At 70.4% G+C, this 21,197-nt stretch carries 18 protein-coding genes and 2 pseudogenes; 14 read left to right on the top strand and 6 right to left on the bottom strand.

Annotation, left to right across the window (positions count from 1 at the left end; genetic code table 11):
• Window positions 1-8: 8 nt before the first annotated feature.
• The 3 genes from R2B38_RS01210 (at window position 9) to R2B38_RS01200 (ending at window position 3,522) form a co-directional block, all read left to right on the top strand.
• On the top strand, window positions 9-1,028 hold the full coding sequence (locus R2B38_RS01210; RefSeq protein ID WP_318014503.1) for an asparaginase: 1,020 nt from the start codon (window positions 9-11) through the stop codon (window positions 1,026-1,028).
• 101 nt (window positions 1,029-1,129) lie between these two features.
• The gene (aspA, locus tag R2B38_RS01205) at window positions 1,130-2,539 is read left to right on the top strand and encodes an aspartate ammonia-lyase (protein WP_318014502.1); all 1,410 of its coding nucleotides are present in this window, start codon (window positions 1,130-1,132) and stop codon (window positions 2,537-2,539) included.
• Window positions 2,540-2,589: 50 nt separating this feature from the next.
• Window positions 2,590-3,522, top strand: a complete 933-nt coding sequence (locus R2B38_RS01200) for a glutaminase (protein WP_318014501.1) — start codon at window positions 2,590-2,592, stop codon at window positions 3,520-3,522.
• 6 nt (window positions 3,523-3,528) lie between these two features.
• Here R2B38_RS01200 and R2B38_RS01195 read toward each other — a convergent pair whose 3' ends face one another.
• The gene (locus R2B38_RS01195; RefSeq protein WP_318014500.1) at window positions 3,529-4,323 is read right to left on the bottom strand and encodes an alpha/beta hydrolase; all 795 of its coding nucleotides are present in this window, start codon (window positions 4,321-4,323) and stop codon (window positions 3,529-3,531) included.
• A gap of 138 nt (window positions 4,324-4,461) precedes the next feature.
• Here R2B38_RS01195 and mptB point away from each other — a divergent pair, with 138 nt between their 5' ends.
• Together mptB and R2B38_RS01185 are read left to right on the top strand one after the other, a co-directional pair.
• Window positions 4,462-5,856, top strand: a complete 1,395-nt coding sequence (gene mptB, locus R2B38_RS01190) for a polyprenol phosphomannose-dependent alpha 1,6 mannosyltransferase MptB (protein WP_318014499.1) — start codon at window positions 4,462-4,464, stop codon at window positions 5,854-5,856.
• A complete protein-coding gene (locus tag R2B38_RS01185; protein ID WP_318014498.1) occupies window positions 5,853-7,229 on the top strand; it encodes a glycosyltransferase 87 family protein in 1,377 nt (458 codons plus the stop codon). The genes mptB and R2B38_RS01185 overlap by 4 nt, the downstream gene beginning before the upstream one ends.
• A 59-nt stretch (window positions 7,230-7,288) precedes the next feature.
• Here R2B38_RS01185 and R2B38_RS01180 read toward each other — a convergent pair.
• The 3 genes and pseudogenes from R2B38_RS01180 to R2B38_RS01170 form a co-directional block, all read right to left on the bottom strand.
• Window positions 7,289-8,104, bottom strand: a pseudogene (locus R2B38_RS01180) (D-alanyl-D-alanine carboxypeptidase family protein); the annotation flags it as partial.
• A 148-nt stretch (window positions 8,105-8,252) separates the two neighbouring features.
• Complete coding sequence (gene rho, locus R2B38_RS01175) at window positions 8,253-9,392, bottom strand: transcription termination factor Rho (protein WP_318014497.1); 1,140 nt, start codon at window positions 9,390-9,392, stop codon at window positions 8,253-8,255.
• Between the two features lie 290 nt (window positions 9,393-9,682).
• A complete protein-coding gene (locus tag R2B38_RS01170; protein ID WP_318014496.1) occupies window positions 9,683-10,510 on the bottom strand; it encodes a class I SAM-dependent methyltransferase in 828 nt (275 codons plus the stop codon).
• Between the two features lie 167 nt (window positions 10,511-10,677).
• Between R2B38_RS01170 and R2B38_RS01165 the strand changes: the two genes are divergently transcribed.
• From R2B38_RS01165 to R2B38_RS01140, 6 genes are all read left to right on the top strand, one after another.
• Window positions 10,678-11,448 carry an SDR family NAD(P)-dependent oxidoreductase gene (locus R2B38_RS01165; RefSeq protein WP_318014495.1) on the top strand — a complete coding sequence of 257 codons (771 nt, stop codon included), beginning with the start codon at window positions 10,678-10,680 and terminating at the stop codon, window positions 11,446-11,448.
• 6 nt (window positions 11,449-11,454) lie between these two features.
• On the top strand, window positions 11,455-11,868 hold the full coding sequence (locus R2B38_RS01160) for a VOC family protein (RefSeq protein ID WP_318014494.1): 414 nt from the start codon (window positions 11,455-11,457) through the stop codon (window positions 11,866-11,868).
• Window positions 11,869-11,879: 11 nt separating this feature from the next.
• Window positions 11,880-13,412 (top strand): MFS transporter, encoded by a 1,533-nt coding sequence (locus tag R2B38_RS01155; protein ID WP_318014493.1) that lies wholly within the window; start codon window positions 11,880-11,882, stop codon window positions 13,410-13,412.
• Between the two features lie 159 nt (window positions 13,413-13,571).
• Window positions 13,572-14,309: a nuclear transport factor 2 family protein gene (locus R2B38_RS01150; RefSeq protein ID WP_318014492.1), complete on the top strand. Its 738-nt coding sequence runs from the start codon at window positions 13,572-13,574 to the stop codon at window positions 14,307-14,309.
• Window positions 14,306-14,647, top strand: a complete 342-nt coding sequence (locus tag R2B38_RS01145) for a YciI family protein (protein WP_318014491.1) — start codon at window positions 14,306-14,308, stop codon at window positions 14,645-14,647. The genes R2B38_RS01150 and R2B38_RS01145 overlap by 4 nt, the downstream gene beginning before the upstream one ends.
• The gene (locus R2B38_RS01140; RefSeq protein ID WP_318014490.1) at window positions 14,644-15,900 is read left to right on the top strand and encodes an RNA polymerase sigma factor; all 1,257 of its coding nucleotides are present in this window, start codon (window positions 14,644-14,646) and stop codon (window positions 15,898-15,900) included. The genes R2B38_RS01145 and R2B38_RS01140 overlap by 4 nt, the downstream gene beginning before the upstream one ends.
• Before the next feature lie 178 nt (window positions 15,901-16,078).
• Here the strand turns inward: R2B38_RS01140 and R2B38_RS01135 are convergent, their stop codons facing one another.
• Entirely contained in the window at window positions 16,079-16,921 is an 843-nt protein-coding gene (locus R2B38_RS01135; protein ID WP_318014489.1) for a helix-turn-helix transcriptional regulator, read from the bottom strand.
• A 132-nt stretch (window positions 16,922-17,053) separates the two neighbouring features.
• Between R2B38_RS01135 and R2B38_RS01130 the strand changes: the two genes are divergently transcribed.
• Window positions 17,054-18,013: an NADP-dependent oxidoreductase gene (locus R2B38_RS01130; protein WP_318014488.1), complete on the top strand. Its 960-nt coding sequence runs from the start codon at window positions 17,054-17,056 to the stop codon at window positions 18,011-18,013.
• 10 nt (window positions 18,014-18,023) lie between these two features.
• On the opposite strand, the gene R2B38_RS01125 is transcribed toward R2B38_RS01130, so the two are convergent.
• On the bottom strand, window positions 18,024-18,506 hold the full coding sequence (locus R2B38_RS01125; protein ID WP_318014487.1) for a MarR family transcriptional regulator: 483 nt from the start codon (window positions 18,504-18,506) through the stop codon (window positions 18,024-18,026).
• Window positions 18,507-18,634: 128 nt separating this feature from the next.
• On the opposite strand from R2B38_RS01125, the gene R2B38_RS01120 reads away from it, so the two are divergent.
• Window positions 18,635-19,600 (top strand): zinc-binding alcohol dehydrogenase family protein, encoded by a 966-nt coding sequence (locus tag R2B38_RS01120; RefSeq protein ID WP_318014486.1) that lies wholly within the window; start codon window positions 18,635-18,637, stop codon window positions 19,598-19,600.
• 16 nt (window positions 19,601-19,616) lie between these two features.
• A pseudogene (locus R2B38_RS01115) lies at window positions 19,617-21,080 on the top strand (FAD-dependent oxidoreductase); the annotation flags it as partial.
• Window positions 21,081-21,197 lie beyond the last annotated feature (117 nt).

Raw genomic sequence — 21,197 nt, 5'->3', positions numbered from 1 at the left:
AGGCAGTGATGTACAGCAGTTCCCTCGCGGACCCACCCCTCATCCGTGAACCCCTCCACGCACCCGTCGCCCACCTGATCCGCGGCGGAATGATCGAGGGCATCCACTACGGCTCCGTCGTCGTCCTCGATGCGGATGGCCAGGTCCAGCTTCAGATCGGCGACATCGAGGCGGCGTTCTATCCGCGCTCGGCGATCAAGCCCGTGCAGGCCGTTGCCATGGTGCGGGCGGGGTTGCCGCTCGACGGTGAGCTGCTCTCGCTCGCCGCGGCGAGTCACTCCGGCGAGGAACGTCACCTCACCGGGGCGCGGCGGATCCTCGAACTCGCCGGGCTCACGGAGTCCGATCTGCGCAACGTTCCTGATCTCCCGTTCGATCCGGCTGTGCGGGATGTCTGGGTGCGGGAGGGGCGGGCGCCGTCGCGGCTCGCCCAGAACTGTTCCGGGAAGCATGCGGCGATGCTGTACGTGTCGAAGCTCAATGGCTGGTCGCTCGATGACTATCTCGATCCCGCGCATCCGTTGCAGCAGGCGATCGCCGAGATCGTCGAGGATCTCACCGGGCAGCGGATCGCTCGGGTGACCGTCGATGGGTGTGGGGCTCCCTTGTTCTCCATCTCCCTGCATGGGCTTGCCCGTGCTGTTGCTCGGATTACTACTGCTGCGCCGGGGACGCCTGAGGCGCGTGTTGCTGATGCGATGCGTGACCATGCGGAGATGGCGTCCGGGGCCGGGCGGGATGTGGCTGCGGTGATGCGGGCCGTTCCTGGGTTGTTGGCCAAGGACGGGTTCGAGGGGGTGCAGGTTGCTGCGCTGCCTGATGGGCGGGCTGTTGCCGTGAAGGTCTCGGACGGGGCTGATCGGGCGCGGGTGCCGGTGGCTGCCGCCGGGCTTGTTCGGGCCGGGGTTGATCCTGGGCTGCTTGGTGAGTTTGCGGGGGAGGCGTTGTTGGGCGGGGGCGAGCCGGTGGGTTGTGTTCGGCCTGTGCGGGCTTTGGACCCGGTGTTGCCGTTTTCTGCGTGTGCCTAGATCGGTTCGTGGGGATCTGCGGGTCCGTTGTGGCTGGTCGCGCAGTTCCCCGCGCCCCTAAAGACAAAAGAGCAGCTGAACGATGTTGGAAAGAGGACCCCATGTCTGCCATGACCCGTCGCGAACATGATCTGCTCGGGGATCGGGATGTACCCGGTGATGCCTATTGGGGTGTTCACACTCTGCGGGCCACGGAGAACTTCCCTATCACCGGGACGTCGATCTCCGTCTATCCGCACTTGATCAATGCGCTCGCTGCCGTCAAGGAGGCCGCTGCCCTCGCCAATGAGGAGTTGGGGCTGCTCTCGCCGGAGAAGGCGGGAGCGATTGTCGCCGCCTGCCGGGAGATCCGGGACGGGAAGCTGCACGACCAGTTCGTGGTGGACGTGGTGCAGGGTGGGGCCGGTACCTCTACCAACATGAACGCCAACGAAGTTGTCGCTAACCGGGCGTTGGAGTTGTTGGGGCATGGCAAGGGGGAGTATCAGTTCCTGCACCCGAACGAGGACGTCAACCTTGGGCAGTCCACCAATGACGTGTATCCGACCGCGGTCAAGGTAGCGACCGTCTTTGCCGTGCATGGACTGCTCACGTCGATGGCTGTACTGCAGGACGCCTTTGCCCGTAAGGCTGTTGAGTTTCGTGACGTGCTCAAGATGGGCCGTACGCAGTTGCAGGACGCGGTGCCGATGACGCTCGGTCAAGAGTTCTCGGCGTATGCGGTCATGATTGACGAGGACCGTCAACGTCTTGACGAGGCTGTGCAGTTGATCCATGAGATCAACCTGGGGGCCACGGCCATCGGGACCGGGCTCAACGCACCTGCCGGCTATGCGGAGTCGGCTCGGCGGCATCTTTCGGAGATCACGGGGCTGCCGCTGGTGACGGCGGCCAATCTGGTCGAAGCCACGCAGGACTGCGGGGCGTTCGTGCAGATGTCGGGGGTGCTCAAGCGCGTCGCGGTCAAGCTCTCCAAGAACTGCAACGATCTGCGGCTGCTGTCCTCGGGGCCGCGTGCGGGGCTCGGGGAGATCAACCTGCCGCCGGTGCAGGCCGGTTCGAGCATCATGCCGGGCAAGGTCAACCCGGTGATCCCCGAGGTCGTCAACCAGGTCGCCTTCGAGGTGATCGGCAACGACGTCACCATCACGATGGCCGCCGAGGCCGGACAGCTCCAGCTCAACGCGTTCGAGCCGATCATCCTGCATTCGCTGTCGGAGTCCATCACGCATCTGAGTGCCGCCTGCGTCACGCTCGCCGAGCGGTGCGTGGACGGCATCACCGCCAACACGGAGGCACTGCGCGCGAGCGTGGAGAACTCCATCGGTCTCGTGACCGCTCTGAACCCGCACATCGGGTACACGGCCGCCACCGACATCGCCAAGGAGGCCCTCGCCACCGGCCGAGGTGTGGCCGAACTCGTCCTGGAGAAGGGGCTGTTGCCCGCCGAGACGCTCGCCGCTCTGCTGCGGCCCGAGGTCCTGGCCGGCAGTGGGCCCGTGGCCGTCTGATCTCCGCCGTCCGATATGCCCACGCGCACCAGGACCCGCCCGGAGGCACAATGGTGATCATGTCCCCATCGATGACCTTCCAGCCGGTCCTGGAGCGCATCGCCGGTGAGGTCGAGCGGATGCCCAGCCGCGGCGTGGCCGCCGACTACATCCCGGCGCTCGCGGCCTGCGACCCGCGCCGCTTCGGCATGGCCGTCGCGGAACTGGACGGCACGGTGTACGGCGTGGGGGACTGGCGGCAGCCGTTCTCCACGCAGTCCATCACCAAGGTCTTCACCCTCGCCCTCGACCTGGCCCGCGAGGGCGACGAACTCTGGGAGCACGTGGGCCGCGAGCCCTCCGGCAACCCCTTCAACTCCCTTGTCCAGCTGGAGTACGAGAGCGGCATCCCGCGCAACCCGTTCATCAACGCGGGCGCGCTCGTCGTCACCGACCGGCTCCAGACCCGTACCGGAGACGCGGCCGGGGAACTGCTCGCCTTCCTGCGTGCGGAGAGCGGGAACCCCTCCCTCGGTTTCGACAAGGACGTCGCCGCCTCCGAGTCCGCGAACGGCGACCGCAACGCGGCCCTCGCCCACTTCATGAAGTCCTACGGGAACATCGACAACGAGGTGCCCGTCCTCCTGGACCAGTACTTCCGGCAGTGCTCGATCGAGGCGTCCTGCGCCGATCTCGCGCTCGCCGCCGGGTTCCTGGCCCGGCACGGCAGCCGCGCCGACGGCTCCCGGCTGCTCACGCTCACGCAGGCCAAGCAGGTCAACGCGGTGATGCTGACATGCGGGACGTACGACGCGGCGGGCGAGTTCGCGTACCGGGTTGGGTTGCCCGGCAAGAGCGGGGTGGGCGGCGGGATCATCGCGATCGTCCCGGGCCGGTGCACGCTGGCCGTGTGGAGCCCGGGACTTGACGAGCGGGGGAACTCGGTGGCCGGGGTCGCCGCCCTCGACCGCTTCACGACCCTGACGGGTGTGTCCGTGTTCTGAGCGTCGTCAGCCCAGGAACTCGGTGAGCAGGGGCAGCAGCACCTTCCGGCGCATGAGCTCCATGTGCGTGGTGCCGGGCAACACGGCGAGCTGTGCGTCGGGGATCAGCCGGTGCATCTCGGCGAGGTGCTCGATGTGGAAGAAGTCCGTGTCGCCGATGACAAGGAGTGTGGGCGCGCTGAGCGTGCGCAGGTCGTCGGCGGTCCAGTGCAGAGGGGCGTTCGCCGCCGCCGAGCACTTGGCGAAGAAGTCCTGGAAGTGCTCGGGGTGCGGTGCGACGGCCGCGTAGGCGTCGGCCATCTCCTGGAAGTCGGCCTGGCTGGGCAGCCGGGGCGAGCTGAAGTCGGGGGTGCGGACCTCGTCGTGGAAGCCGTCCTGGGAGTACGCGACGGCGGCCGGCACGAGCCGTCCGACCCGCTCCGGGTACCGGACCGCGATCTCAAGCGCGACCAGTCCGCCGAGGCTGAATCCGATGAAGTCGGCCTGCCGGACGCCGAGTTCGTCGAGCAGCGCCACCACGTCGGAGGCCAGGTCCGGGATGGTCATTGGCCGGTCGGTGTCGGGGGTGTGGCCGTGGCCCTGGAGTTCGGGGGCGATCACGTAGCGCTCGGCCGACAGCGCGGGCAGCAGCGTCCCGAAGGCCAGGCCAACGGTCTGGACACCGCCGTGCAGCAGCACCAGCGGGCGCCGGTCCTCGATTTCGGTGCCGTGGATCTCGTAGTACATCTCCTGGCCGTTCACCTTGGCGTGGGCGGAGCTGTTCGGCACGGTCATCACGTCCGTTCTGTGGAAGTCGGTCATGAGGGGAGACCGGTCGCGGACAGAGAAATCATCGGTACCGAGGGCGGATCACACGGAGGTCACGCGCAGTCCGCCGCACGGAGAGCGGCAGGTCGCTTTCCCGCCATCCGGCGTTGACACGCTTGGCGAGTGTTGGCCATGGCTTTTCCCGTCGATCTCCGCCGCTGCCAGGTACTCGGTCTGGCCGGTACCGCCGTCCTCGCCCTGGGCGGCGAGACGGCCGGGGCGCTGCCGGCCGCGGACCTCTTCTCCCCGGCCTCGGCGCAGGCGGCGCTCGGGCTGGTCGGGGTCTACTTCGGTGTCGTCCTGCTGATAGCGGCCTGGCTGCTGCTCGGGAAGTTGATCCGCAGCGCGGAACCGCCGACTCCGCGCTCCCTGTTCCTGGTCCTCGCCGTGTGGGCGTCCCCGCTGCTGCTCGCGCCGCCGCTGTTCAGCCGGGACGTCTACAGCTATCTCGCGCAGGGCGCCATGGTCGACGCCCACATGGACGTCTACGCGCACGGCCCGGCCACGCTCGGCGGGCCCCTCGCCGACGAGGTCGCCCCGCTGTGGCAGCACACGGGCGCGCCGTACGGCCCGGTGTTCCTCGCGGTGGCGTCGTGGCTGTCCGGACTGACCCGCGGTGAACTGCCCGCCGGGCTCTTCGGGATGCGGCTCGTCGCGCTCCTCGGGGTGGGCCTGATGGCCGCCGCGCTGCCCCGGCTCGCCCGGCACAGCGGCGCCGACCCGGCCGCCGCGCTCTGGCTGGGCGCGCTCAACCCACTCGTCCTGCTGCACCTGGTCGCAGGCGCCCACAACGACGCGATCATGCTCGGGCTGCTCGGCGTCGGCCTGGTCGCCGCGCTCGGCCGCTGGCCGGTCCTGGGCGCCGTACTCGTCACGCTCGCCGCCCTGGTCAAGGCACCGGCCGCGCTCGGCCTCGCCGCTGTCGTGCTCCTCCAGATCCGCGCCGGCCACCGCCCGGCCAAGGCCGTCACGACGACCGTCGTCGCGTCCGCGGCCACCACAGTCGCCGCCACGGCCTTCGCGGGCACGGGCTACGGCTGGATCGGCGCCCTCGACACACCCGTCTCGGCGCACAACTGGGCCCTCACCAGCCTCCTCGGCCGCGCCACCGGCGCCCTGCTGGAACACCTCGGCAGCGACCTCGCGCCCTTCGCCGTCCCGGCCTGGCACGCCCTCGGACTTGCGGTCACCGGCGCGGCCATCCTCGCCATATGGTTCCGCCTGCGCCCCAGCCCGGTCTACGCCCTCGGCCTGAGCCTCGCGGTCGTCGCCGCCTTCGGCCCGGCGATCCGCCCCTGGTACGCCCTGTGGGGCCTGTTCCTCATCGCAGCCGCCGCGCCGAGCACGTCCGTACGGCACCGGGTGGCCGCCGTGACCGGCGTCCTCGCCCTCGCCGTCCTGCCGAGCGGCGGCCCCGCCGACATCGGACAACTCGTGCTGGCCGTCTCCGGCGGCGTCCTCGCGATCGTCGTCCTCTGGCAGGCCCGCCAGGCGGCGGAGGCCCCGGCCCTGGGACGTACGGCATGAGAACACCCACCACCGACCGCGGCCGCGTCCTCCTGGTGCTGGCCCTCGCCGCCGTCGTCACCGTCTTCACCGCGACCGTCCCGCTGCTGCGCGACTGGTTCGACCTGCGCGTCTACTACGGCACCGTCCACACCTGGCTCCACCACGGCGGCCGGATCTACGACTACCACGTGCCCGGGACGGCCTACGGCTTCACCTACCCGCCGTTCGCCGCCGTCAGCATGGCCCCGATGGGCTACCTCGGCCTCGGCACCGCGATCGTCGCCGCACTCGTCCTCAACCTCACGGCGCTCGGCATCGTGCTGCGCATCCTGGCCGGGCCCGGGTGGCGGCGCTACGGCTGGTTCGGGTGGGCGCTGGCGGCCTGCGGGCTGGCGCTGTTCGAGCCCTTGCGCGACACCTTCAGCTTCGGGCAGGTGAACCTGCTGCTGCTGGCCCTCGTCCTCGGCGACGGCTGGCTCCTGTCCACCGGCCGGGGCCGCTGGGCGGGCGTCGGCATCGGCCTCGCGGCGGCGATCAAGCTCACGCCGGCGCTGTTCATCGCCCTGTTGCTGCTGGCCAGACGCTGGAAAGCCGCCGCGGTGGCGACGGCTGTGGCGCTCGCGGCGACGGGGCTCGCGTTCCTCGTGGTCCCGGACGCGTCGAAGTTCTACTGGACCGACGCGTTGTGGGACACGACGAGAGTGGGCCGCCTCGATTACGTCTCCAACCAGTCCCTGCAAGGCGTCCTGGCCCGGCTCGGAGAGACTGGCCGCCCGCTGTGGGCGACGGTCGTCGTCCTCGTACTGGCCGTGTGGGCGGTGCGGGCGCGCCATGCGATCGTCGTGGGGGACTGGACGGCAGCGTTCGCGCTGACCGGGCTGACCGCGTGTCTGATCAGCCCGATCACCTGGGTGCACCACCTCGTGTGGCTGCTGCCGGCCTTCGCCGTCCTGGTCCGCGCCGGGCACCCACGGATCGCGGGCGCCCTCTACGCGCTGATGTGCACGAGTGTCGTGTGGCTGTGGTTCGACGACTCCTCGGGCATCGACGGCTTCCTCGGCAGCAACACGTACACCTGGATCACGCTAGGCCTGCTGCTGTGGCTGCCGACGGGTCAGACCGGCGGGAGCCGCTTGATCCTGAGCCGGATCGCGGCCACCACCGCGCCCGCGCCGAGCAGAGCCGCGGCCACGATCGTCGCGGTCTCGGCCCAGCCGGGTCCTTCGGCGGGTACGACCGCGGCGGCCACCGGCACCGCCGAGGGACCCGGCCTCGGCCTGGCCCGCAAGGCGTCCAGCGAACCCACCGGATCGACCCGCCCGGCCGCCGCGAAGCCCCAGTCGAGCAGCTCGCGGGCCTCCTCGTACACGGTGAAACCGCCGCCCGCCTGAGGGTTCATCACCGTGACGACGAGCGACCTGCCGCCCCGACGCGCCGCCGCGACAAGGGTGTTGCCGGCGTGCGTGGTGTAGCCGTTCTTCACCCCGATGATCCCCGGATACCGCTCGACGCCGTCGTTGCCGGTCAGCAGCCGGTTGGTGTTCTGGATGCCGTACGACGATCCCTCGCCCGGGAACTGGGCCTCGGCGGTGGAGCAGTAGCGGGCGAAGTCCGCGTTGCGCAGTCCGGCGCGGCCGAACACCGCGAGGTCGTAGGCCGAGGACACCTGGCCGTCGGTGTCGTAGCCGTCCGGTGAGATGACGTGGGTGTCGAGGGCGCCGAGGGTGCGGGCCTTGGCCTGCATGCGGGTGGCCGTGGTTTCCCAGCCGCCGTTGAGGGAGGCGAGGACGTGTACGGCGTCGTTGCCGGAGTTGAGGAAGACTCCGCGCCACAGGTCGGCTACGCGGTAGGTGTGGCCCTCCTCGACTCCGACCAGGCTGCTGCCTTCGCCGATGCCTGCCAGGTCTTGTTCGCTGACCCGGTGTTGGATCCCTCCGGGGAGCGCGGGGAGGACGGTCAGGGCGAACAGGGTTTTCAGGGTGCTGGCGGGTGGGAGTTTGCGGTGTGAGTCGTGGGCGGCCAGGACCTCGCCGGTGTGGGCGTCGGCCACGAGCCATGACAGGGCGGAGATGTCCGGGACGGTGGGGGCGCCGGGGTGTGGTCTGACCTGGGTGTCGGGGCGGTTGAGGAGTGCGGGGGGTGGTGCCGCTGTGCCGGGATCCGTCCCGGTGTGGGCTGCCGCCGTGGCGGGCGTGAATGCGAGGACGCCCGCGAGGCAGAGGGCGCAGGCCGACACGGTGATCCGGGGTGGGAATCCGATTGTCATACCGCAAACGTAGGAACGGGAGGTGCCGTCGAGGGTGCTGGCGGGGCCGTACGGGGTTTGTCAGCACCCGGATGCGCTAGTGATGTGTCTGCGGGCCGGTGGGGGCTGGTCGCGCCGTTCCCCGCGCCCCTCAAAAACGCCGCTTAGGTCAGTTGGAGGGCAGAGTCGGCTGGATCTGGCGTAGGAACGTCGCGTTGTCCGGGGTTTCGCGCATGCGCTCCAGCAGGGTTTCCAGGCTGCCCTGGGCGTCTCGGTTCTGGAGGACTCGGCGGAGGCCTCGTACCGTCGTCAACTCGGCCGGGGTGAGGAGGAGTTCCTCTCGGCGGGTGCCGGACGGGGTGATCTCGATCGCCGGGAAGATCCGGCGGGAGGCCAGGTCGCGGCTGAGGCGGAGTTCCATGTTGCCGGTGCTCTTGAGTTCCTCGAAGTAGACGTTGTCGGCGAGGGAGCCGGTCTCCACCAGTGCGGTGGCGAGGATGGTGAGCGAACCGCCCTCCTCGGCGAGACGGGCGGCGCCGAAGAACTTCTTCGGGCCGATCAGCGCGGTCGTGTCGACACCGCCGCTGAGGGTGCGGCCACCGGACGCGGCCGCGTTGTTGTGCGCCCGGCAGAGGCGGGTCAGCGAGTCGAGGAGGATCACTACGTCCTCGCCCGCCTCGACGAGCCGCTTGGCCCGTTCGATCACGAGCTCGGCCAGTGCGATGTGCTGCTTGGGGGCCTTGTCGAAGGTGGAGGCGTACACCTCGCCGCGCACGGAGCGCCGCATGTCGGTGACCTCCTCGGGCCGCTCGTCCAGCAGGACGACCATGAGGCGGGCCTCGGGGTGGTTGCCCGCGACGGCGGCCGCGATCTGCTGGAGCAGTACGGTCTTGCCGGTTTTCGGCGGGGCCACGATCAGGCCGCGCTGGCCCTTGCCGACGGGGGCGATCAGGTCGGCGACGCGTCCGGTCAGGCCGGCCGCCGGGTGTTCGAGGTGCAGCCGCTCACGCGGGTGCAGCGGGGTGAGGTCACGGAAGTGGCGTCGGCCGCGCAGTTCGGCGGGCGTCTGCCCGTTGACGAACGCGACCTCGGTCAGGGCGCGTTGGCCGCCGCGGACGCCTTCCACGAGGTCGCCCTTGCGCAGGCCGTGACGGCGGATCAGCGCGGGGGAGACCTGGAGGTCGGTGGGCGTGGGCTGGCAGTTCAGCGCCCGAAGGTGCCCCTTCCCGTTGCCGTCGATGTCGAGGACACCGGTGGCGGTCTGGATGCGGGGCTGTTCCTGTACTGGGGGTTCGAGTGTGGTGGTCATGATGGGTGGTCCTTTCAAGGACGGGATGCATGGGTCATGCGGAAGGAAGGGGGGAGAAGCCGCAGACGGAGGGCGGGTAAGCGCTCCTCGGGGCGGCGGGGAACATCACCTCGGGTGCGGCGGAAAAACGCCGGTCACGAAGTGGTGTGGAGAAGCCGGTGTGCCGGTCGGAATCGACGGGCCGTTCGGCGGGAGAGAAGTGGTTCTGGCACCGGCGCCCAAGACGGGGCGTACACAAGTGCTGACCGCACCGTAGCACACCCGGTGCGGTTCTGGGTGTGACGTAGGGCTCAGCGACTCGCCAGGAGGCCGTACAGGAGCGGGATCCGGGGCTCGGGCAGGCGCCACCAGCCGGTCTCGGTCCGGACCATCTGCGGCCAGCGCGGCCACGGCAGTTCGTCGCTCTCGCGAAGGCGCCGGATGTTCAGTCCTGCTGCCGTCAACGCGTTGATTGCTTCGTCTATTCCGTGCATCCACTCGTAGCTGTCGGTCGCCTCGGCCACGGCCGGTCCGTCGGTGTACGTGAACGTCGCGTCGCGGTGCACCGGGCCCCCGCCGCCCAGGTAGTCGTGGCGCAGGAGCAGTTCCGGCCCCTCGCCCTGAGCCGGTTTCGGGCCCAGTGAGTTGAGCAGGGGATGGAACTCGACGATGTACAACAGGCCCCCGGGGCGCAGGAGTTGGGCGACCGTGTCCGCCCAGCGGGGCAAGTCGGGCAGGTAGCACAGGGCGCCCTTGCCGGTGTACACGACGTCGAACTGCCGTTGCCCCAGGGCCTCCACGGCGTCGTACACGTTCGCCTGTACGTAATCGACGTCGAGGCCCGCCTTCGCCGCGATGGCGTTCGCGGCCGTCACCGATGCCTCGGAGAAGTCGAGGCCTGTGGCCCGCGCCCCGCGCCGCGCGAACGCGAGGGTCTCGGTGCCGAGGTGGCACTGGAGGTGGAGGACGTCCCGGCCCGTCAGGTCGCCGAGGTCGTCCCACTCGAAGGACGCGAACCAGCGGTCCGGGTCGGGGTCGCCGTCGAGGCCGTAGAACCGGCTGGCGAGGTGGACGGGGGTGCGGGCGTCCCAGTTCGCCTGGTTGGCGCGCATCAGGCGGGTCTGGTCGTCGGTGCTCATGGGGACATCCTGCCGTGAGGCCGGGAGGAGTTGTGGGCTTCGTGCCTCATACCAGCCATACGAACCCCCGATGGCCCTTCATCGACCCATTTCTTGTTCTCGCCAATGGCCGTACCTACGCTGCCACCACCGCACCACGGCGGCACAGGACAAGGGACTTGGCAATCATGGGTCGACTGGCCGGGAAAATCGCTTTCATCAGTGGAACGGGGGCGGGAATAGGGCGGGCCGCGGCGCTGGTATTCGCGGCGGAGGGTGCTGAAGTCTTCGGTTGTGACATTGACGAGGACAGTGCGGCCGAGACCGTGGAACTCGTCGAAAAGGCCGGCGGAACCATGCGGTCCCTGGCTCCGGTCGACCTGTCCACCCAGGACGGTGCCCGGGAGTGGATCGAGGCCGGGATCGCGGCCTTCGGCGGGATCGACATCCTCTACAACAACGCCTCGGCGCTGCGGAACGGCCCGTTCGGGACGATGCCCGCCGAGGACTGGTACTTCACCATCAAGAACGAGCTGGACATCCCCTACTTCTGCACGCAGGCGGCCTGGCCGCACCTGATCGCGCGGGGCGGCGGGGCCGTGCTCAACGTCGCGTCCGTGGCCGCCGTACGCGGGGCGCCGTTCATGCCGATGGTGCCCCACGGGGCCGCCAAAGGAGGGGTGTTGGCGATGAGCCTGCACCTGTGCGCGGCCGGCGCACCGCACCACATCCGGGTCAACACCATCGCGCCCGGCATGACCCGCACCTCCGCCACGGCGCCCTTTCTCGACGATCCGGCCGGTCCCAAGGCGCAGTTGGAGGCGCGCATCCCGGTCGGGCGGGTGGGGCAGCCCGAGGACATCGCGCGGGCCGCCGCCTTCCTCTGCTCCGACGAGGCGGCTTTCGTCAACGGCGCCAACCTCATGGTCGACGGCGGCGACAGCGCGATGGCGGGCTGAGCCGCCGTGACCACCCGACTCGACCACGTGGGCGTCAACGTACGGGATCTGGCGGCCCAAGTCACCTGGTACCAGGGCGCGTTCGGGCTCAAGACCGTCTTCGAGTTCCACCTCGAAGGGCCCGGTCTGCGCGGTGTCGTCCTGGAGCATCCGCGGGGCTGGCGCATCGAGTTGCTCGCCAGACCCGGTTCCGCCCCCGGCCTCCGCGCGCCGGACCCGCTGACCGCCGCCCTCACCGAGGGATACGGGCACTTCGCGGTCACCACCCCCGAACTCGACCCCGTCCACGGCGCGTTGATGGCCCACGGAGCGGGCGAGGTCATGGCACCCGGGCCGTCCCCCGAGCCCGGAGTGCGCATGGCCTGGGTCAGTGACCCCGAGGGAAATCTCATCGAACTCATAGAGAAAAACGCAGAGTGAGGGCACGCACGATGACGGATTCGACCTCCTTGAAAAGACTGGACCCCGGAACACTCATAGCGTGCTGTCTCGCGGTCGCGGCGGCACAGTTGTGCATTACGGTTCCCTCGCCCATCAACGGAGAAATTCAGGCCGCATTCGGTGCGTCGGGTTCCCAGGTCGCCTGGGTCACCTCCGCCTTCATTCTCCCCACCGCCATTCTGGAACTGAATTTCGGCGTGGTCGGCGATCTCTTCGGCCGCAAGCGGCTGTTGGTGCTCGGCGGGCTCGTCCTGGCGCTCGGTGAACTCCTCAACTCCACCTCGCAGAACATCACCATGATGTGGACCGGGCAGGCCCTGGCCGGCATCGGCGCCGCCGCCCTGTTCCCCAGCTCCCTCGCGGTCATCGCGGCGGCCACACCCGACGGCAAGGACCGGGCGAAAGCCGTCTCCACCTGGGCCCTGTCCATCTCCCTCGCCTCCGCGCTCGGCCCGCTGTCCTCCGGGATCCTCGCCACGGTCGCCGACTTCCGCTGGGCGTTCGTACCGCCGGTCGTCCTCGGTCTCGTTGTCGCTGTCACCTCGTGGAAGCTCGTCACCGACTCGAAGGCGCCTGAGGGACGTGCACTCGACTGGCCGGGACAGATCACCATCGCCGTCGGTCTGACCGCCCTGCTCTGGGGCATCATCGAGGGCGGCGACCGCGGCTGGGGCAGCGCGGCGATCGTCGGCTCGCTGGCCCTGGCGGCCGTCGCGCTCGCCGGATTCGTCGTCGCGGAGACCCGCGCGGCCTCGCCGATGTTCAACCTCGACCTGCTGAAGATCCCGTCCTTCGCGGCGGCGGCCGTCGTCGCCCTGGCCGGGATGTTCGGCTTCATCGGCACCGCCTACTGCGTCTCGATCCGCCTCGGCGCGGTCATGCACCTGAGCGCGCTGCGGGCCGGAATGCCGTTCGTGATCCTGCAGTTGATCCCGCTGCTGCTCACACCGGTGCTCAGCCGGATGCTCACGAAGATCGACGCCCGCTGGCTGCTGATGGGCGGGCTGCTGCCCATGGCCGCCGGACAGTTCTGGATCGCCGCGCTGCCCATCACCACCACCTCCCTGGCCGCCTTCATCGGCCCGGTGCTGCTGCTCGGCATCGGCTTCATCTGCGTGGTGTCCTCGCTGACCTCCGCCGCCGTGAACGCCGTACCGATCAACATGACCGGCATGGCCAGCGGCGCGACCAGCCTGGTCCGCGAGTTCGGCCAGGGTCTCGGCCCGGCCGTGATCTCCACCATCGCGATGAGCCTCGCGTCCTCCGCCCTCGTCGGCAAGCTCAGCGGGGCCGACGCGGGCATGGAGAAGGCGGCCGGTCCGCTCGCCGTCGTCAACGCGGGCAGCGCCCAGGCCAAGGCCGCCGCGCAGACCGCGCTCGGCCACGGCATGGCCATCGGCGTGGTGATCTGCGGCTGCGCCTCGCTGCTGGGCGCGGTGGTCACGCTGCTGCTGGTGCGCAAGAACACCGAGCGCGCGGTGGTGGGGGCGGGGGAGCCGTCGGTGCAGGCGGCCACGGCGTAGTACGCGGGTCCTACGGGTCGTAGGGGAGAGGCCGGGGTCGGTGCCCCGGCCTCTTCGCGTTCGTTCTTGGATCCGTGTTTTTTCTTGGCGGGGTGTCGATCCGGTTCGGTCGCGTTCGTCGGTGGGGTGTAGGAAGCTCATCGAGGACCGGGAGGACCCATGAAATACATGCTGCTCGTGTGTGGCGACGACACCGCAGACGGCTCGGGGATGGCACCCGTAGAACCCTGGGTGGAGGAGCTCGGCGACCGGAACGTACGGCTGCACGGGCACCGGCTCGCGCAGCCCGCCGACGCCGTCACCGTGCGGGTGCGCGGCGGGGAGGTGCTGCGCACCGACGGGCCGTTCGCGGAGACGAAGGAGTACGTCGCCGGGTTCGACATCCTGGAGTGCGACACCTTGGAGGAGGCCGTCGAGGCTGCCGCCAAACACCCCGTGGCCACCATCGGCGCCATGGAGGTCCGCCCCTTCTGGCCGATGGACGGCGAGGAGGAGGGCGAGCCCGAGATCCGCGCGCTCGACGCCGAACTGACCGACGCCGCCCGCGAACGCGACGTCGACCGCGTCGTCGCCTGCTACGCACCGGACGTGGAGGCCTTCCACTTCACCACCGGCCTGGAAGCGCACGGCATCGACGCCTTCCGCAAGGCCATGGAGGGCGTGTTCGCCGGCGTCACCGGTCCGGTGATCCGTGAGGTCCTGGAGTTCCGCCTCCGCGTCGACGAGTCCATCGCCTTCGGAAACGCCCTCGTCCGGTTGCGCGGCACCCTTGCCGGCGGCGAGCCGCTGGACGACGTTCTGCGCGTGACCACCGGCTACCGCAACGCGGGCCTGCGCTGGCAGATCGTCCACGAACACGTCTCGGTCGCGGCCGTGAAGAACGAGGAGGGGTCATGAAGTACGCCCTTCTCATCTGCACCCCCGTCGGCGGCGAGGAACTCAGCCCCGCCGAGATCGCCGACGACCCCCGCTTCACCTCGTACATCGAGGAGGTCCGCGGCCGTGACCTCATGCGCGGCGGGGCGAGGCTGCGGCCGTCCACGGACGCCACCACCGTGCGTGTCCAGGGTGACGAAGTCCTGCTCAGCGACGGGCCGTTCGTCGAGTCCAAGGAGTACGTCGCCGGTATCGACATCATCGAGGTCGCCGACCTCGACGAGGCGATCTCGCTGGCATCCCGGCATCCCGCCGCGCTCGGCGGCGGCTCGGTCGAGGTGCGGCCGGTCTGGGAGTGAACGTGCCGGACGTCGAGGGCGCGGTCGCCGCCGCCTTTCGCGAGGAGTGGGGCCAGGTCGTCGCCACCCTGATCCGGGTGACCGGCGACTGGGATCTCGCGGAGGAGTGCGCGCAGGACGCCTTCGCCCAGGCACTCGACCGGTGGCGGCGCGACGGCATCCCGCGCCGCCCCGGCGCCTGGCTGACCACCACCGCCCGCAACCGCGCCCTCGACGTCCTGCGCCGGGAGGCGGTCGGGGCGGCGAAACTGCGGGAGGTCGCGGTGCTGAGGCGGGACGAGGGACCGTACGACCCGGAGTACGACGGAGACGACAGCGGCGTCGAGGACGACCGACTGCGGCTGGTCTTCACCTGCTGCCACCCCGCGCTGCCGATCGAGGCCCGGGTCGCCCTGACCCTGCGCACGCTCGCCGGGCTGACCACCCCCGAGATCGCCCGCGCCTTCCTCGTCCCCGAGGCGACCATGGCGCAACGCCTCGTGCGCGCCAAGAAGAAGATCCGCAACGCCGGCATCCCGTACCGGGTGCCGCCCGCGCATCTGCTGCCCGAGCGGACGACGGGCGTCCTGGGGGTCGTCTACCTCCTCTTCAACGAGGGCTACGCGGCCACGTCCGGCGCCGAGTTGGTGCGTTCGAACCTGTGCGCCGAGGCGATCCGCCTGGCCCGCGTGCTCGCTCGCCTGATGCCTGACGAGCCCGAAGTCCTCGGCCTGCTCGCCCTGTTGCTGCTGCACGACGCCCGCCGAGGCACGCGTGTGGACGCGGCGGGGGAGCTGGTGACCTTGGAGGACCAGGACCGTACGGCGTGGGACCGGGCCGAAGTCGACGAGGGCGCCGCCCTGTTGGAGACCGCGCTGCGCCGGGGACGCCCCGGGCCGTACCAGATCCAGGCAGCCATCGCCGCCTGCCACACCACGGCGCCCACGGCCGAGGACACCGACTGGGCCGATATCGCGGGCCTGTACGGCGAGTTGGAGCGCCTCGTGCCGTCAGCGGTGGTGCGCCTGAACCGGGCGGTGGCCGTGGGCATGGCCCAACACCCCGACGCGGGGCTGGAGTTGGTGGCCGAGTTGGAGCGGTCGGGCGAACTCGCCGACTACCACCTGCTGCCCGCGACCCGAGCCGATCTGCTGCGCCGCAGCGGACGTACGGCGGAGGCGGCCGCCGCGTACGAACTGGCCCTGGAACAGGTGGAGAACGCGGCGGAACGCAGGTTCCTGGAGCGGCGGCTCGCGGAGTGTCGATCCGCGTAGGGGCCGTTCGTCGGTGGGGTGAACACAGCCCACCACACCGGAGGTTCCGATGACCGTCCTCGTACTCCTGCGCCGCGTACGGCAGTTCCTGGCCCGGCTCGCGGCCGAGGAACCGGAACCCGGGACGCCTGAACCCTGGCTCGCGGCGCTCCGGGTCCGTGGCTGAGGGAGGCCGCCCTCAGCGGACGTCGAGCAGACCCGCGAGGAGTTGGAGTCGTTCGGCGTCGAGGCTGCCCTCGGCCGCGGTGCACACCATGAGCGCGGGGCCGGGGTTTCCCGGTATCGGGTAGGCGTCCCAGTCCAGGTTCAGTTCGCCGACCCGGGGGTGGTTGAGGCGCATCTGCCCGCGGGTCGGTTCCTCCACGTCGTGGAGGGCCCACAGAGCCGCGAACTCGTCGCTGCGGACGGCGAGTTCACCGACCAGCTCGACGGCGCGCGGGTTCCCCGGATCAGCGGCGACGTGCGTTCGCAACATCCCGATGAGCTCCGCGACGGTGGCCGCCCGGTTCGGGCAGGTCCGGTCGGCCTGAGGGTGCAGGAACAGGGCCAGCAGGTTCCGTTCCTTCTGGGGCCGGCGGGTGAAGTCGCCCAGCAGAGCGCCGCCGAGCGGGTTCCAGGCCAGCACGTCCAGGAAACGGCCGACGACCAGAGCGGGCGCGGTCATGCCGTGCAGCAGTCGTCGCGTGGTGTCCGGAACCTCCTCCGGCTCGTACGAACGCGGCGGTTGGACCGGGTTGCGTGCGGCGGCGGCGAGGCCGTGCAGGTGGCGGGTCTCCTCGGCGGAGAAGTCGAGGGCGCGCGCGAGGGCGTCGAGGACCTGTTCGGAGGGGCGTACGTCGCGGCCCTGCTCCATGCGCTGGTAATAGTCCGAACTCACCCCCGCCAGCAGGGCCAGCTCCTCGCGCCGCAGTCCCGCGACGCGCCGCCGCGGGCCGGGTTCCAGCCCAACATCCTCTGGCCGGAGCCGAGTTCGGCGGGTGCGCAGGAACTCCGCGAGTTCGCGTCGGGCATCGTCGCTCATGGCGTCAGTATGCCGTCGATGCGGCGCGCGAGGGTGGGTCTGCCAGACCCAGGAAAAGGCGAACGACCGTGATGTCGCGTGCGGGGTCCACGATCGGATCAATCACACAGCGGGCCACGGAAGGACAGCGCCATGAAGGCCGTTCAGATCACGAGTTTCGGTACTGCGGACGTTCTGCGGGTCAATGAAGTGGATCGTCCCGCTCCCGGCTCGGGTGAGGTGCTGGTGTCGGTCGAGGCCTCCAGCGTGAACGGGCACGATGTGATCGTCCGGGCGGGGGAGTTGAAGATGGTGTCGGGGCGCCGCTTCCCGATCGGCGTGGGGCTGGACTTCGCCGGCGTCGTCGCCGCGACCGGCGCCGGTGTCGAGGGCTACCGGGTCGGGGACCGGGTGTGGGGCATGGTGCATCCCCGGCAGCGGCACTCCGTCGCCGGGGCGGCCGAGTATGTCGTGGTCTCCGCGGAGCGGATCTCGCACGCCCCTGCCGACCTCTCCTCGGTCGAGGCGGCCGCCCTGGTCGTCGCGGGTTCCACCGCGCTGATCGCGCTGCGCGACAGCGTGCGCCTGGTGAGCGGCGAGAGGGTCCTGGTCCGGGGCGCGGCCGGGGGAGTCGGCACGGCAGCCGTGCAGTTGGCGCACGCGATGGGCGGCCATGTGACCGCGCTGGCCCGCGATCGCCACGCCAAGATCCTCACCGACCTCGGTGCCGACGAGGTCCTGGACTACGGCTCCACCACCTCGGACCGGATCGGGCCGTTCGACGTCATCGTCGACACCGTAGGCACCGAATTGCACTGCTACCGCGGCCGGTTGGCCAAGGGCGGCCGGATGGTCACCGTCGGACTGTCCCCGTCCGCCATCGCCGCGATCGCGGCGTCGAGCGTGCACGGCTCCCGCCGCATCCGCACCTTCAGCGCCAACCCCGAGACCCCCGTGCTGCGCGATGTGGCCGACCGTGTCGCCTCGGGCGCGCTGCGCCCGGTGATCGACAGTGTGTACCCGCTCGCGGACATCGCCGCGGCGCACCAGGCGTTCGAGCGCGGCGGCGTCGTGGGCAAGCACGTGGTGACGGTGCCGCGCGGCTCCGCCTGACGGAGTCCGGTCAGCGGGGACCGGTGCGCAGGTCGATGCCCCGGACGTGGGCGTCGGCGGTCACGATCCGCGTCGCCATGCGCGACAGCCGCTTCCGGTCGGCCGCGGGAAGCGGCTCGACACACCGCTCGATCCGCTCGGCGAACTGAGCGGCGACCTGCTGCGCGAGCTGTCGCCCGGCGTCGGTGATCGACACCTGGAACGAGCGGCGGTCGACGGTACTGGGCGTACGGATGACCAGGCCCCGGCGCTGAGCGCGGTCGACGAGGCCGGTGATCGAGGACTTGTCGAGGCCGAGGTGACGGCCGAGCTCGTTCATCGTCGGCTCCCGGTCCCGCAGGATCCCGAGCAGCCGCGTCTGGGTGACCGACAGGTCGTGCTCCCCGGCGAGCTCGGCCAGCGCGTTCTGCACCAGGAACGACAGCTGGGCGAGGGCGTCGACCAGGCCGAGGTCCTCGGTCGGCGGGGGCGGGGTGTCGTGCGGTGACGTCATGTCCCGGATTCTACTTGCAAAGGTACGTGGCACCTACTAATTTGATTGGCGTCACGTACTAAAACCTACGTGGCACCTACTAAATCCCGCACGCCCCCTGCCCTGAATCCGATCCGAGGAGAGCAGCCATGGACATCAACGCCGCCGTCGTCAGCTCGTTCGGCACCCCGCCCCGCTACGAGCCCTTCGACCTGCCCGCGCCGACCGACGAGGACCAGGAGATCGTCGACGTCCTCGCCGTGGGCCTGCACCCCCGAGTCCGCACCGGCGCGTCGGGCAGCCACTACACCAGCACCGGCAAGCTGCCGCTGGTCCCCGGCGTCGACGGGGTCGGCCGCCGTGCGGACGGGCGCCTGGTGTACTTCGTCGCCGACGACGAACTGGTCGGCCCGATGGCCACCCGCACCGTCATCGACAGCCGGCGCGGCATCCCGCTGCCCGACGGCGCCGACGTCGTGAAGATCGCCGCCGCGATGAACCCCGCCATGTCGTCCTGGGTCGCGCTGCGCCGCCGCGTCCCGATCGAGGCCGGGCAGTCGGTGCTGATCCTCGGTGCCACCGGCAACGCCGGACAGATGGCCGTGCAGGTCGCCAAGCGGCTCGGCGCCGGGCGGGTCGTCGGTGCCGGACGCGACCAGGCCCGGCTGGCCACCCTGGCGGGGCTCGGCGCGGACGCGACCGTAGCGCTCACCGACGACGCCGACGCCACCGCGACGGCGCTGGCCAGGGAGGCCGCCGAAGTCGACCTGGTCATCGACTACTTGTGGGGCAAGCCGGCCGGTGACGCGATCATGGCGCTGCTGCGGGCCCGCGCCGACCGGAGCCGTGCCCTGAACTGGATCCAGATCGGAGCCATGGCGGGCCCGACCATCGAACTCCCGTCAGTGGCACTGCGTTCGGCGAACTTCCGCCTCCAGGGCAACGGCCAGGGCGCCGTCTCGACCAGGACGTACCTGGAGGAACTCCCCTCCCTGGTCGAGGAGATCGAGAGCGGCGGCATCGCGGTCACCGCGAAGGCGGTACCCCTCGCCGAGGTCGAGAGCGCCTGGAACGCGCCCGAGGTGCCGGGCGTACGCACCGTCCTCGTGTCCTGAACTCGGCCCGACCGTCATGCAGTTCGTCCCGGAATCATCCAAGGAGCTCGGATCCATGTCCCCCACCACAGACACCGACGTCATCATCTGCGGCACCGGCGCCGCCGGTCTGACCCTCGCCCTCGACCTCGCCCGCAGGAACATCGCCTTCCTGCTGATCGACAAGGCGCCGCAGCCGTTCGTCGGTTCGCGCGGCAAGGGCATCCAGCCCCGCAGCCAAGAGGTGTTCGAGGACCTCGGGGTGATCGACCGGATCGTCGCCTCCGGCGGTGAGTATCCCGTCCAGCGCGTCTACACCGCCGACGGGCCCATCGACCAGGTCGGCGTGGAGATGTCGGATCCGACACCCGAGGAGCCGTACCAAATACCCTTGCTCGTCCCGCAGTTCCTCACCGAGCGGCGGCTGCGCGAACGCCTCGCCGAGCTGGGCCACGCCCCGCACTACGGCCACGAACTCGTCGGCTTCGACCAGGACGGCGACGGCGTGACCGCGCGCATCGCCACCCCGGAGGGCGAACAGGCCGTACGCGCACGGTACTTGATCGGTGCCGACGGCGGATCGAGCTTCGTCCGCAAGACGCTCGGGATCGGTTTCCCCGGCAAGACCCTCGGTGTACGGGCGATCGTGGCCGACGTGTACGTGGACGGTGTCTCGACGGACGCCTGGCACCGCTGGGGCGAGGACACCGCCGGACAGGTGTCGATGTGCCCGCTCTACGGCACCGACATGTTCCAACTCCAGGCCCCCGTCCCCTTCGACGTCGACCTGGACCTCTCGGCCGAGGGGCTCACCGCGTTCTTCCGCGAGCGCACCGGCCGCGACGACGTCGTGATCCGCTCCCTGTCCTGGGCGTCCGCGTTCCAGATGAACGCCCGGCTCGCCGACACCTACCGGCAGGGGCGCGTGTTCCTGACCGGGGACGCGGCGCACTGCCACCCGCCGACCGGCGGACAGGGCCTCAACACCAGTGTCCAGGACGCCTACAACCTGGGCTGGAAGCTCGCCGCCGTGCTCAACGGTGCGCCGGAATCCCTTCTGGAGACATACGAGTTGGAACGCCGGCCGATCGCCGAAGCCGTCCTCGGTCTCTCCGAGAAGCTGCTCGAAGCGGCCAAGAACCGTGACATCCACCGGGGCCGCGAGGTCAGCCAGCTCGATCTCGGGTATGGGGACTCGCCGCTGTCGCTGCCCAGTTCGCGGCGTGAGCACGGAGTACTCCCTGGCGACCGCGCGCCGGACGCGCCCGTGACCGGTGCGGGCGGCCTCCCCACCCGGCTGTTCAGCCTCTTCCAGGGACCCCACTGGACGCTGCTCGGCTACGACGTCGACGACGCGTCGGCCCCAACTCCCCGGCCCGGCCTGCACCTTCACACCGTCAACGCCCGGGGCGACCTCCTCGACACCGGTGGCTGGGTCCACAGCGCCTACGGGCTCACCGCCGAGCAGTGGGTGCTCGTCCGCCCGGACGGATATGTCGCGGCCGTGGTCGACACCGCCGAACTCGACGCCGTAGAAGCCTATTTGGACACCGTCGGTGTCCGTCCACTCGCGGTGACCACACCGTCCGCCCCGGAGCCGCACATGTCGGAGCGCACC

The sequence above is a fragment of the Streptomyces sp. N50 genome (genome assembly GCF_033335955.1).
Lineage (GTDB): Bacteria > Actinomycetota > Actinomycetes > Streptomycetales > Streptomycetaceae > Streptomyces.
The sequence above is the reverse complement of the archived record's forward strand: the minus strand, read 5'-3'. Positions and strand labels throughout refer to the sequence as shown.